11 protein-coding genes are annotated in these 12,493 nt (G+C 52.7%); 3 read left to right on the top strand and 8 right to left on the bottom strand.

What is annotated here, in order from left to right; translation table 11 throughout:
• Window positions 1-3 precede the first annotated feature (3 nt).
• From CKW21_RS12765 to CKW21_RS12745, 6 genes are all read right to left on the bottom strand, one after another.
• Window positions 4-1,869 (bottom strand): Mu transposase C-terminal domain-containing protein, encoded by a 1,866-nt coding sequence (locus CKW21_RS12765; protein WP_095194324.1) that lies wholly within the window; start codon window positions 1,867-1,869, stop codon window positions 4-6.
• A gap of 813 nt (window positions 1,870-2,682) precedes the next feature.
• Window positions 2,683-2,967: an SDR family NAD(P)-dependent oxidoreductase gene (locus tag CKW21_RS12760; protein ID WP_256590207.1), complete on the bottom strand. Its 285-nt coding sequence runs from the start codon at window positions 2,965-2,967 to the stop codon at window positions 2,683-2,685.
• A gap of 147 nt (window positions 2,968-3,114) precedes the next feature.
• A complete protein-coding gene (locus CKW21_RS12755) occupies window positions 3,115-3,522 on the bottom strand; it encodes a DUF6124 family protein (RefSeq protein ID WP_095194323.1) in 408 nt (135 codons plus the stop codon).
• Between the two features lie 383 nt (window positions 3,523-3,905).
• On the bottom strand, window positions 3,906-4,001 hold the full coding sequence (locus tag CKW21_RS32315; RefSeq protein WP_170948661.1) for a response regulator transcription factor: 96 nt from the start codon (window positions 3,999-4,001) through the stop codon (window positions 3,906-3,908).
• A gap of 114 nt (window positions 4,002-4,115) precedes the next feature.
• Window positions 4,116-5,177, bottom strand: coding sequence for an RHS repeat-associated core domain-containing protein (locus CKW21_RS12750; protein WP_095194322.1), 1,062 nt, complete (start codon window positions 5,175-5,177; stop codon window positions 4,116-4,118).
• A gap of 358 nt (window positions 5,178-5,535) precedes the next feature.
• Window positions 5,536-8,100, bottom strand: a complete 2,565-nt coding sequence (locus tag CKW21_RS12745; protein ID WP_095194321.1) for an EAL domain-containing protein — start codon at window positions 8,098-8,100, stop codon at window positions 5,536-5,538.
• A 318-nt stretch (window positions 8,101-8,418) separates the two neighbouring features.
• Between CKW21_RS12745 and CKW21_RS12740 the strand changes: the two genes are divergently transcribed.
• The gene (locus tag CKW21_RS12740; RefSeq protein WP_095194320.1) at window positions 8,419-8,607 is read left to right on the top strand and encodes a ribbon-helix-helix protein, CopG family; all 189 of its coding nucleotides are present in this window, start codon (window positions 8,419-8,421) and stop codon (window positions 8,605-8,607) included.
• A gap of 21 nt (window positions 8,608-8,628) precedes the next feature.
• Here CKW21_RS12740 and CKW21_RS12735 read toward each other — a convergent pair whose 3' ends face one another.
• Window positions 8,629-10,290 (bottom strand): SulP family inorganic anion transporter, encoded by a 1,662-nt coding sequence (locus CKW21_RS12735; RefSeq protein ID WP_095194319.1) that lies wholly within the window; start codon window positions 10,288-10,290, stop codon window positions 8,629-8,631.
• Between the two features lie 175 nt (window positions 10,291-10,465).
• On the opposite strand from CKW21_RS12735, the gene CKW21_RS12730 reads away from it, so the two are divergent.
• Window positions 10,466-10,696 carry a hypothetical protein gene (locus tag CKW21_RS12730; RefSeq protein WP_095194359.1) on the top strand — a complete coding sequence of 77 codons (231 nt, stop codon included), beginning with the start codon at window positions 10,466-10,468 and terminating at the stop codon, window positions 10,694-10,696.
• A gap of 168 nt (window positions 10,697-10,864) precedes the next feature.
• Here CKW21_RS12730 and CKW21_RS12725 read toward each other — a convergent pair whose 3' ends face one another.
• A complete protein-coding gene (locus CKW21_RS12725) occupies window positions 10,865-11,257 on the bottom strand; it encodes a RidA family protein (RefSeq protein ID WP_095194318.1) in 393 nt (130 codons plus the stop codon).
• Window positions 11,258-11,776: 519 nt separating this feature from the next.
• Between CKW21_RS12725 and CKW21_RS12720 the strand changes: the two genes are divergently transcribed.
• A complete protein-coding gene (locus tag CKW21_RS12720) occupies window positions 11,777-12,214 on the top strand; it encodes a nuclear transport factor 2 family protein (protein WP_170948660.1) in 438 nt (145 codons plus the stop codon).
• Window positions 12,215-12,493: the final 279 nt, after the last annotated feature.

Here is a 12,493-nt window from a genome sequence, read left to right as displayed (position 1 = left end):
TGACTAATCTTTGTCTTCAATGATTCTAGGAACAAAAATATCCTCTACGAGATCTGCTTCAATTATTCTGGGCAAAAGCAACTGCTCTTGTTCAGCACTATCAGCACTCATTATCGTATAGATTTTGGAGTCATCGATCACTTCAGCCTCAGAAACGTTCGACTCCACGACCGCAAGATCTATTGCCGGGACAGTAGGTGCTGACTGGACTGGTGGTTTAGGGGAGTTCATAAAGGAAGTTTTCAGGGCGACAGCTTCTTGAATTATTTCTGCCTGATGATCCATAGCGTCATAGGCAAACTCATCATCTATGACACCGCTCGGCATATTGATCAAACCCTCTTTACGTTTCGACATTTGTTTATGGTTTGCATATGACTCCCAGTTCAGAGAAAGACCATCCTTGGTATATGAGCATGGAACCTTCAAGAAGCCATCTGGAGTCTTGGCCCAAATATAACTAAGGTCATAACGAGAATATTTTATATCTAGCCTGCTTCCTACATACTTTTTCAATTCCTCGCAAACAAACCTCCGACCAGCAAAGTTAATCCCATATGAATGTATTTTGTAATCAAAACCCGTCGGCATGAAATCCAAGATAAAACGATATTGATCCTTTGCGTCAATTACGCGAGTTGGATCATATTTTCCTTGATCACGGTAATGATTCCAGGCTTGGCGAGGGGTGCACCCCAGAGATCTATGGATCGTCCCGTGGTAAATTGTGACCTGCTTTAGAAACCACTCCGTGAACTGACGGAAATCCATGGTTGCATTTAGCTCACTTTCAAAGCTCTCTCGCTCTACAGGGTTACTGCCAGTTGATCCAGGAAGAAAGTGCACTGCAGTTGTCATAAATGTCCCTATTACTCGTTCGATGATCCCTCCATACCATTTTTTATTTTTCGGGCGATGATCCCACTCCATTCCCCACTCTCTGCACTGCTGGATAAATCTTTCGCTAGTAAACTCCGCAGCATTGTCAGTAAATATCACAACCGGCACGCCAAAAAATGAATACTCATTTGGGTTCTTTAGGAATGTGAACAAATGAAAATCTTTCGTCAGAACTGCAAATGCCAGTGCAGCTGCTACCGTGTCCAAGTTAGGGGCTTCGAGACTTAAATAAAAACCTAGCACTACTCTCGATTTGTCGCACAGAATCATTGTGACCCATGGCCGACCAATGATTACGTCTCTGTTTTGTTCGTCCACTAGCAGCAAATCAACGCGGGTGTGATCCATTGATACACGCTGGAGCAATAGATCTATTACAAGTTTTTTTGGCCTGAATCCGTATTTTTGATTGAAAGCTTCTTCCGTGAGTTTTTGTCGATCTCTTTCCTTTTCCGGCTTCGCTAGTAGAAACCTTCGAGCAGCATGCCGGGTGACAGGTCGCTCTCCCGACACATCACAATATCTCCGTGCGTATTTCAACAGAACGCTAATAGTTGCCTTCGAGCCCTTGTAATCATTTTTAAAAGATTTTTCTAATGCAGCTATTTGGCCTGCTGTAGAGCGATGACTACCTTTCGGCGTACCCTTGCTTTCTCGAACGAGACTTTTACCATTGCGGTAATCATTCAGCAGTTTATAAAACTGACTATGCTTTAACCCCAAATGGCTCATGCCTCTTTGGGGTGACATTCCTAGAATCACTTGATCGAAAATAGAGGCACGCTCACGCGCGATTGCTTCCTCCCGCTCATCAATAGTTCTTTCATAGTAAGGGATGAGTTCTTTGCTTGGCGGAACTCCGGACTCTTTCCAGTCTCTGGGGATGCCGTGATTAGGATTAATGATTATTTCCGTGGAGGGTAGGTTATTCTCGATAGCTTCCTCTGTGCCTAATGGCTTCTTATCCATAACCAAATTTAGACTCTCACTCAGATTGAATGACGTCCATCATAGTCAAAGACACCCTTCGTGCAAGCTGTCGGAAACTCATAAAAAACGTGGTTAGATGACCAAATCTCGATTATTATAAATATTGAAAACGAAAAATTTATGTAGTCAGATCTTGTAAAATCAGAAAACTTTCTGAATATCAGAAAGTTGTAAAATAAAATACAAATAATTCAATTTCAATATATTCGATAATCAACTATCCATCACTTTCACCTGTTCGCATAGCAATTTCATTTTTAGTTCCAAAATGTTCTATTCTACCAGTCAGCGCACTAGACGAACTCGATTGATTTTGGTTTTTAGGTATTCGACGACTTTAAGAATGTCGTGGAAGCACTACCGAAGGTCTACCCAAAGGCGCAAAGGGATATTCGATTGTCGCGGCCAAGCCCACTTCAAGGTCGAACTCCGAATCGTGCTGAGAATTTCATCACCAAGTCTGAGTTTCTCACGAGTCTGTGTGGCAAGCATCGCGTTAGCGCATTTAAGCCCCTCCATAGATAGGGCTTTATGCACCCGAAGCACGCCCGGAGTTAAGGGGTACTACTGACGGTTCATAACCGGAAAAATGAAAAATGCGTTCTATTAGCGGAAAACAGAAATCTGTTTTCCGCTAATAGAACGTGACCCTACTATAACCATATGATAAACATGAAGATTCTAGCTGTCCGGAATACTTTCAACGTTTACAACACCATCGAGATTGGTCCGATGCACGGCGTGCCAGTCCTCCAGCGCGCATGCTCAGCGTCATGTCGCACGGCGCCATGCTCAAAATCCGGTGATACCCGCATTGTTCACCAGGACGTCCAGCCTGCCGCGCTCTTTCAGGATCTGCGTCGTCACTCGCTGCCAATCATCTTCGCGCCGCACATCAAGGTGTAGATAGGTGACGCGATCATCGAGTGAACCTGCGACGGCTCTGTCGAGATCGTCGTTGATATCCGTGACGTAGACAAAGCAATCCTCCTGCGCGAAGAGTTGCGTAATCGCTGCGCCAATCCCTTGGGCGGCCCCGGTAACGATGGCAGTCTTTGTAGTGAGTTTATTAGCCATAAGAGATGCGGCGACTCCCTGGGTTTGATACTCGGAAAAGCAGTTGCCCCCTCCAACAGGGCTGGTGCCCCCGCGAAACGCCAGCGGGGGAAGTAATCGGCGCGTCTACGCAACGTTCCCCTCCTTCGCCGCGCTGGTGTTTTGCGCTTAGGAACCAGCAGCACTGAGCGCTTTGTGGTGAGGGGATCTATCCCCTCGCCACAAGTAGAGTGTCTGATCCAACACCCGATTCGCAGTGATTTCCGCCAGCATCACGCTGTTGGAAATGCCCAGCAGCGCATTGCGCGACCCGCCGTCCAGATGATCGACCAACTGATGCACCATCACATCGACCGAGGCCAGTGTCTCGACCAGATAAACCATCAGGGTTTCGCGCGTAGCTTCTGGGTCGACGGTAAACAGCGTGCTGGGTGTTCGCGGCGTGGCCTTGATGTCGGCCGTCGAGGGGAAGTGGTAATCGAGGGCGCGTTCGGCGGCTTCGTTGAGTTTGTTTGAATCGGGTTCGTATGGGGAGACCGGGTCGGTTTCCGGGGGATTGGGCGTGACTTTGAACATAAGCTCGCTTCCTGTTTGGGGTGCCTATCCTCTTGCTGCTAAACGAGAGGGAGGCAGCTGTGCGCAGGTTAGCAGACCGGGGAAGCTAGCAAAGCCGGCGCGCCCGAAGGCGCCCTGCGCACAGCCACCATCAAGTGCAGACATGGAAATGCCTGACTGACAGCGCTTGTGCACCTTGCTTACAACCCCGGGCTGCTAAACCCGATCACTGCCATCAGTGACCCGAACAAAGTTACCGAGCGGCCCCAAGGCGCACAAGCCGGCGGATTCTGGCGTACCCGTAGGCAACGACGCAAGGTCTTGTAGCTTTCAGGAAGCAAGTTGTAGGGCGCTTAAACAAGCAATATCGAGCGCGTTTAAATAACGCCCCTCCTGCTTCGCCCTTACTCGATCAACCCATTCTTGCGCGCCCACGACACGGCGTCATAACGACTCGAAACCACCAGCTTGGCGTAGATGCTTTTCAAGTTCCACTTCACCGTTTCCAGCGAGATGTTCAGGGTCAGGCCACGCGTTTGTTGGCCATTTCAGCAAAAACGCTGAATGTTGCGCTGTTCAACCAGCGCACAGTCAATTGTTCAACGGGTGGGTAGTCATGGCTGTCGGATGTTGTTACCGACGTCACTCGGTTGAGGAGGCGACGAGGGAGGGAATCTTGTATAAGGCGGTGGGGGGGCAGACTGAATCCCCGGTAAAGCCATGATTCTATCATTAGCCATTTGTTTAGCTGCATTTTTCCAACTAAAAAACTCTCCATTCCACATAAGTACCTTATCAATCGTTTCCGCATTCAATTGCCCATCAAGACCAAATAGCCTATAACTAACCCGCTTATATTCATCTATTCTTATTGCAGCCCGGAAAATATCATCAATCACACTAGAAAGAGTATCTGACTGTTTAAGGAAGTCATCATGCATATTTAAAAATTTATATGATTCGTCCACATAGGCATTGACGGCTTTATTGATGAGATACTTTTCAGGCGTCGTGCCTGCCGCAACTGCCGCTTTCCTTATCGCTTTATTGCCACCCAGAGTTTTTTTCATGGAAGGTAACGCATCCATGAAATCGGTGTCATCGAATCCCTTCTGCTTAAATAGTCGCATGACTGGTTTTAATAGCGCATGCCCTGTTGGATCCCTCCTGTTGATTGGGTTTCCTGCACAATATGCATAAACATTGAATCCCCCCTTCCCAAATGGACTCCAGCTGTCCGGACTATTAAACCGCATCAGCACGGGGTTGAATTGGCGGTAACCATTACCCAAATGATAATGCCCTGTCACCAGATCCGGCTGTTCGCCGTTGAAACCGAGCAGGCTGAGCAAGCCGTTTCCCATAGGGCGGTGGCCGTAAGGTGTGTAGGCGACGGAACGCGGCGGTGTTGCGTCGAGTGCGTTCAACACCGAGCGTTGTTGATCGGTGATGAGCAAGGTTGTTGCTACGGTGCCACCCTGATGCTGGTGCTGCGCCAACAGTTGATCGTCGTATTGAAAGATTGAATGCTGCACCAAGCCCTGGATTTCGGTGGCCAGGCGGTTTTTCTGATAGTAACGCCCGGTGCTTGCCTGCTCTGCTGGCGTGCAAACGGCCAGGCGATCCAGTGCGTCGTAGCGGTAGCGGCAGAGCGGTGGTTCGCGGTTCTTTCTCATTGGGCGGGCTCGCTGAAAGGTCCGTCGATTCAGGCTACTACTCTCGCGCAATTGGCCAGCGCTGCCTACTAGCAGAACTGCTAGTGCGCTGTTTGTGAAACAAGCCTGTTGGGATCACATGAATTCTCAGGACATCGAGCTCAGTGAAATCGAAAGAAATCGAACTGGGACGACACCTGAAAGCAGCGGGCGCCATCGACCAGCACCAGTCGACCGCTGCTTTCCAGCCTGCGCACGATCTGCCGGACGACCAGAACGTGCGGCGGATACGTTTTATGAGGTCTGCAGGTTAGTCGTCCATCACATGCTCGCCCCCACCCCCAGTGGAGTGGGTAAAGGGCAAATCCGAGCGTCGCGTTCAATCATGACCGTACGCTGTGAACCATTGTTCAAAATCCCGGCAAGACAGTGGCGCTGAAAAAAAGTTACCTTGCCCGATCTTGTAGCCTTGGTCTTTGAGAATCTCACACTGAATAGCGTGCTCAATACCTTCAGCCACTACGTGCAACGAAAGCCCTCTGCCTATTGCAATGACGGACTCGCTTAAAGCGCGGCAGGACATGTCGTGTTCCAGATCGTCGACAAAGCTCTTGTCCAGTTTCAGCTCGCTGATTGGCAGGTGCCGTAAATACCCAAGGCTGGAATAACCTGTACCAAAGTCATCAATGGCCAGTCGTACCCCCAATGCATGCAAATCCCGGATGGCTTGCTCGGCCCCCAGACTGTCGCTCAGCAACACACCCTCGGTCACTTCCACGCATAAATTAACGGGCTGCAAGCCGCAACGTTGCAGTTGTTGAGCAATCAGCGTCGCCAGGTTCAGGTTGTGAAAATTGATGGGCGAGAGGTTGATCGACACGGACGGAATCTGCAAACCGTGCCGCTGCCACTGGGCAAGCTGTTCACAGGCCTCGCGCAACACCCATTGACTCAGGTCATTGATCAGCCCGCATTCCTCGGCAAGCGGAATAAATTGCATTGGCGAGATAGTACCGAGTGTTGGGTGTGCCCAACGCGCCAGTGCCTCAACACCGACCAGACGCCCGCTGCTCAGGTCGATTTGTGGCTGATAATGGAGTGACAGGCCACTGTCAGTGAGCGCTTTGCGCAGTTCTGTTTCCAGCATCAATCGCCCTTGAGCGAGTCTGTTCATCTCTTCAAGAAAGAAACTGAAGGTCCCCCGCTCGGCCCGTTTGGCCTGGTACATGGCAATGTCAGCGCAATGCAACAGACTCTCCATGTCTTGACCATCCCCTGGGAACAGGCTGATGCCGATGCTGGCGGAAACAACGATAGAAGTGCCCGCAATCGTCGTCGGCGCCTTCAGGATCATCATCAGTCGCTCAAGAAAGATCGTGACCTGTGTCGCATTCATCCGCGGCAGTACCAACACGAACTCATCACCGGATAAACGCCCAACGAAATCAGACTCTCGAAGCACGCTGCGTAACCGTTGGGCCATGACTCGCAGCAACTCGTCTCCCGACGCGTGCCCCAAGGCGTCGTTGACTTGCTTGAATCGGTCCAGATCGATAAACAGAACGGCAAGCTCTGCAGCCTCTCGAGTCATTTCGAGAATGCATTTGTGTGCTTGGGAAAGCAGGAAGTTTCGGTTGGGCAAGCCGGTCAACGCATCGTAGAAAGCCATTCTTCGAATGGATTGACGCGCCTCCTCCCGCTCAAGTGCCAACATGCACAAGTGCGTCCCTGCCGACACCAAATGAGCGTGCAAGGGGTCGGGGCCGCGGCTTTCCCTGAAGTAGAGCGCAAAGGTCGCCGCAATCCGTCCCGCGCCGTTGCGCACAGGAATAGACCAACAAGCCCGCAAGCCTGACTGTTTCGCCAGACATTTGTACTCAGCCCACAGCGGGTCATTATTGATGTCGGTTACCAGAACCGGCTCACCCCGATAGGCGGCCGTGCCGCAGGAACCCGCCACAGGACCGATGGATAATCCTTCAATGGCCCTGGAGTAATCGGTGGGCAAGCCTGGACTGGCTAGCGGGTGCAAGATCCCCTCCTCGTCCACGCTCAGGATCGAGACAATGACTTCGGGGGCGATGCGCTCAATTTCGTGGCACATCATGGTTAGCACGCTCTCCAGGGGTTCCTCTTTCAGCAGTGCACCAATGACCCTCTCCTGCAGGACTTCATGCAGTTTTGACTGGGTAATGTCGGTCAATACGATCACGACATTTTCGAGCAAGCCTTGCGCGTCGAACACGGGTGTTGATGAGACGTGCACCCATAGTCGTTGACCGTTGCGCTTGCTGATCAAGGCGCTTACATCATGAGGTTGACCACAGAGAATGCCTTCCAGCCCTGGTTCCGCAGGCGCTTGCGCAGGAACATCGGAGACGAAGAACATCAGCGGTGACTGCCCGATCATTTCCTCACGGGAATAGCCCAGCAGCCGAATCAGCCCATCGTTGACATAGATAAGGTATGAGTTCGCGTCAACAATACAGGTGGCCGAACTGGTGACATTGACCGACATCGACAGCAAGCCGCGTTCGATGTCGTTCAAGCGTAATTGCGTTATATCCTTGAGGAAGGCCGCGTACAGGATTCGGTCATGAAGAGCGATTTTCGAGATAGACATAGAGCCCCAGCGCTCCTCGCCATCCTCACGCTCGATTCGGACATCCCGACTGACGCCCACGATTTTGTTGATCCCCGTCTCGCGGTTGGCACTGACATAGCCATCATGATGGGCGCGTAATGTGTGAGGGACCAGGGTGCTGACATTTCGACCCAGCACGTCAATCCGCGAACAGCCCCAAAACGTCTCGGCGGCGCTATTGAAAAACACCACCCGGTTGTGATCATCAATGATCACAACCGCATCGATCGCCTGCTCCAATGTTTGTATGAAAAAGTCTTCCGCCTCTGCGTCACTCGTCAGTCCGACTTTTGCATTCATTGCTGCTACTTTCCATACGGCCACCGGGCTTTATCCTTAAAGGCCTGTGGAGCACCAAAAGAGCCCTCTTCACTAGAGGGTGAGCGCAACATTCAATACTGGATCCTGATGCCAAAAAACGCGGTTCTGCCTGCCTCGGGACACAAGATCACAACAGTGCTCAGTCTCAAAGACTCAGGATAGCCCTGAAGTCTTTCCCGGTCGCACATGACTGGTCACAATCGACCTGCCGAACGACCCACGGTCGTAACAGTGACAGCACCGGACAAGGCAATTACAATTTGATTAACATCTAGCGATTGAGTGATTGAATACCCCATGGAAAGCAAGACTGCGCGCCTCACTGTGCTCATTGATCCCATCAAGAAAAAAGCGTTCGAGGAGCTCTGTGCAGCACAGGATTTGACGCCTTCGCAGGTGGTCCGCCAGCTGATTCGTGACTACCTGGACGCCCACGGCGCCAGCTATTCGACCAAAAGCAAGCACGCCACCAGCACCAAGCCATAACCCGGCACGGACCGTCAGCCTCTAAACAGTCGATGTCTCCTCAGCGAGACTGACAGCTTCAGCCAGCGCGGTGTTGAAGTCGGTGTGGTAATGCTCCGTGCCGATTTCTTGCAAGATCCCCACCCTTTCGAGCTTGTTACGCACTTTCGTATTCGCCTCGCAAAGTTTCACCACGATATGCCGCTTGTGCAGCTGCTGGATGACCTCCTCCAGCACCTGTAAGCCTGTGATATCCATGAATGGAACGTGCTTCAAACGGATAATCAGCAGGCGTGGGTCGGTATGGGTCTGAGCCAGGACTCGCTCGAAAGTCTCGGCCGCGCCAAAGAACAACGGCCCTTCAATCGTATAAATCAATGTCCCGGGCGGCAGGCGAGCATGCCCGTTGGCCCTTAGCTCTTCTTCCAGCTCGTGCTCGACGACCTGTTGCACCTCCACGGATGAGGCCATGCGGCGCATGAAGTGCAGCATCGCCAGAATGACGCCGATATTCACGGCGATCACCAGGTCGCTGAACACGGTGAGGCTGAAGGTGATGAGCAGGATCGATACGTCTGCGCGCGGGGCTCGCTGGACCATGCGCTTGAAATGCTTCAACTCGCTCATGTTGTACGCGACCACGAAAAGAATAGCGGCCAGGGCGCACAGCGGGATGTTTGAGGCCAGAGGTGCCAGAAACAGAATAATAAGCACCAGGGTGACGGCGTGCGTAATGCCGGCCAGCGGGCTTGTGCCGCCATTGCGGATATTGGTTGCCGTGCGGGCAATGGCCCCGGTAGCGGCAAAGCCGCCAAACAAGGGCGTGACCAGGTTGGCCACACCCTGACCGATCAGCTCCTGGTTGGAATCATGCTTGGTACCTGCCATGCCATCGGCCACCATCGCCGACAGCAGTGATTCGATGGCTCCCAGCATGGCGATCGTGAACGCCGGACCAATCAAATCGATGACACGCGACAGCGTGATTTCAGGCAGGCTCATCGCTGGCAGACCTTGAGGTATGCCGCCAAATGCACTGCCAATGGTGGCGACCCCCTCGAAGTGAAAGGTTGACTGTATCGCGGTAGCGACGGCCATGGCGATCAGCGGGCCAGGTATCCGTTTGAGTCCGGGAATTCTGGATGCGCTTATGACCAGGAAAAGGCTGATCACCGCCAACAGGGTTGTGGCGATATGAAGATCCGGCAGGGCCTGGAGCAGATGCCAGAGCTTTTCATGGAAGTGTTCTCCACTGACCTTCGGTAAACCGAAAAAGTCTCTCCACTGCCCGACCCATATGATCACACCGATGCCCGCAGTGAATCCGACGATCACCGGATCGGGAATAAACTTGATGATTGCACCGAGCCGGGCCATCCCCAGCAATAACAGCATGGCCCCCGCCATCATCGTGGCGATCTGCAGGCCGTCAACACCATGCTCGGCGGTGACGCCCGCCAGAATCACGATGAACGCACCTGTCGGACCGGCAATTTGCAAGCGGCTTCCGCCAAAGAGCGAAACCAGCAGACCACCGATGATTGCGGTGTAGATGCCTTGTTCAGGCTTGACGCCAGAGGCGATGGCAAACGCCATTGCCAGAGGGAGCGCCACGACCCCGACGATCACGCCAGACACTATATTGCGAAGCCAGTGCCCTCGCCCCAACAGCCCCGTCTTCCACGCCTCACCTATCGCAATCACGGCTAGCTCCTCAGTGGATGCATGTGCATAATATTAACATACAGTGATAATTGAAATGCCCTGACTCCACTGCTTCGTGTGGCTGGAGATGTTTATGGTGAACGCTCAGATGGAGCTGGGCGGGCATGCACTGCCAATTGAGAATTTTGAGAACGCGCATAGCGTGGTGACAGACATGAATCGTAAAGCTGTGAAAACCAAACATGCCGAAGGCGTGTCCTTCGACACCCATGTGATCGCAAACCCGACCAACCCCAAGGAGTGGATTGTGTTTTTCAAGAAGGACGCCGGGAGAAGTTATTTCCTGGTTGATGACAACGAAGAGGTCGAGTCTTTCGGGCATCTGGATGACTTGATCGCCGAGCTTCGAGACCTGGGCCTCAAGACTGCTGAAATCCACTTTTAACCTTTGGTTCACCCTTGATCATCGGGCATCCGGCCGCTTTCAACGTACCGGAGGTTCTGAATCAGGCGCTCCGGCATGATGCTGGCGCTCATGCGCGTGACTTCGGTCACGCACAAAGCGGCCGATGGCTTCGGACGGTGCCTTGCTGAAAAGGGCCAGTCAGGACATTCATCCAGGAATGCGGGCGATAACCTTGATCTCGAATTCGAACCCGGCGAGCCAGTTGACTCCGACCGCCGTCCAATTCGGATAGGGCGCATGCGGGAAGACTTCGCCTTTGACGGCCATGATTGTGCCGAACTGATTTTCGGGATCGGTATGAAAGGTCGTTACGTCGACGATATCGTCAAACCCGCACCCACCCGCTTTCAGGGTCGCTTCGAGGTTGGCGAATGCCAGACGGACCTGAGCCTCAAAGTCCGGCTCGGGCGAGCCATCGCTACGACTGCCGACCTGACCGGACACGAACAGAAGATCACCTGATCGGATCGCTGCGGAATAGGTCTGTGCTGTATAGAGGTCATGCCGACCCGTGGGGAATATGGCGTCACGTTTGCTCATACTGATTCTCCAGCTGTTGATTGAAGGCACCTTAGCGACCGGTTTTGCACGGATAAACCCGGGAACGCCAACAACACTGTTTGTGTAGTCGGAACAATGAGCAAGCAAACTGCAGCCGTCGATCAAGCCTTGTCTATCTGGCATCAAAGCAGGCTGTCGAGCGTCATCGTCACACCTGTGAATAGTTGGCAGAGAAATGTGGAACAACACACTCCCCCAACTCCTGAACAACTTCGTGCGCCGGGCGGCGGCCATGTATGTCAACCTGCGGATTGGCCGCTCCTCCATAAAAATCCTGCCTTCGTTCAATCACGATTCAGCGCATTCTCCAGCAACCCGACGCTCCCTCCACTCCTGAGCTTACGTAAAAACATACGACATGTACGCCACTTGACATACGAGGCGAATGTTAAATAGCATGGTTAACATACGGTTCGTATGTTGAGTTTTCCGTACGGACGGACATACCCCGTCAACCGCGGAAAAATCCGCACACCACGCAAGCCAACAGGAGCATTTATGATCGACAGCCTCGCTGGGTACCAGTCACCTTCAATGATCTCCGACACGGCGACTCGGGAATCCCTCAATGACTTTATCGCGAAAGTCCTGCAGGGGTTTTCCACTCCCGGTTCGGACGTCGCCAAGTACTTCGCCGACCCGGACGTCGCGATCGCCGGCTCCGGTCTGGACGAGTTCTTCATGGGAACCGAGGCGGTACAAAATGGAGTGGCGTGGGTGACCACCTTGAACATCCGCTGGGAACCTCGGCTGGTCGTGTCCTGGATGCGCGGTGACATTGCCTGGGCGCAGATCCGCATCGACGGCCACACGATTGAAAACAGTGAGCCGACGGTCGTCCAGTACGTCGCCACCGGGGTGTTCCAGCGCAAGGGCGACGGTTGGACCTGGTTGTACTGGGGCGGCGGCGAACCGCAAAAAGTAGCTCGACTGTAATCAGACATCGCCGCCAGTTCGACCTGACTCGAAGCCGTTAGCTGCAGGCATCCCTTTGATGATCACTGACAACAGTGGCGTGCAAACCGGGTGGATTGCCGCCAACGGCCAAGGTTCATCTGCCCCCACACAGCCTGTATACCGATCTCGATTGCCCGCCCCGTCATCGGGATTGCACCGGAGGCCCAGATGCCTTTTTTCAGAGCCTATGCATTTCATCGTGACGATGCCTTTCTCGAGAAGCATTGCCGACCCGCTGACTTTTTTGCCTGCGATACC

Origin of the sequence: Pseudomonas sp. Irchel 3A7 (assembly GCF_900187565.1) — a bacterium.
Lineage (GTDB): Bacteria > Pseudomonadota > Gammaproteobacteria > Pseudomonadales > Pseudomonadaceae > Aquipseudomonas.
The sequence above is the reverse complement of the archived record's forward strand: the minus strand, read 5'-3'. Positions and strand labels throughout refer to the sequence as shown.

Excerpts from the sequence above, each read along its gene's own strand:
- CKW21_RS12740 (WP_095194320.1), top strand. The coding sequence starts at position 8,419 with ATGGAAAGCAAGACTGCGCGCCTCACTGTGCTCATTGATCCCATCAAG.
- CKW21_RS12725 (WP_095194318.1), bottom strand. The coding sequence starts at position 11,257 with ATGAGCAAACGTGACGCCATATTCCCCACGGGTCGGCATGACCTCTAT.
- CKW21_RS12720 (WP_170948660.1), top strand. The coding sequence starts at position 11,777 with ATGATCGACAGCCTCGCTGGGTACCAGTCACCTTCAATGATCTCCGAC.
- CKW21_RS12760 (WP_256590207.1), bottom strand. The coding sequence starts at position 2,967 with ATGGCTAATAAACTCACTACAAAGACTGCCATCGTTACCGGGGCCGCC.
- CKW21_RS12730 (WP_095194359.1), top strand. The coding sequence starts at position 10,466 with ATGAATCGTAAAGCTGTGAAAACCAAACATGCCGAAGGCGTGTCCTTC.
- CKW21_RS12745 (WP_095194321.1), bottom strand. The coding sequence starts at position 8,100 with ATGAATGCAAAAGTCGGACTGACGAGTGACGCAGAGGCGGAAGACTTT.
- CKW21_RS12750 (WP_095194322.1), bottom strand. The coding sequence starts at position 5,177 with ATGAGAAAGAACCGCGAACCACCGCTCTGCCGCTACCGCTACGACGCA.
- CKW21_RS12755 (WP_095194323.1), bottom strand. The coding sequence starts at position 3,522 with ATGTTCAAAGTCACGCCCAATCCCCCGGAAACCGACCCGGTCTCCCCA.
- CKW21_RS12765 (WP_095194324.1), bottom strand. The coding sequence starts at position 1,869 with ATGGATAAGAAGCCATTAGGCACAGAGGAAGCTATCGAGAATAACCTA.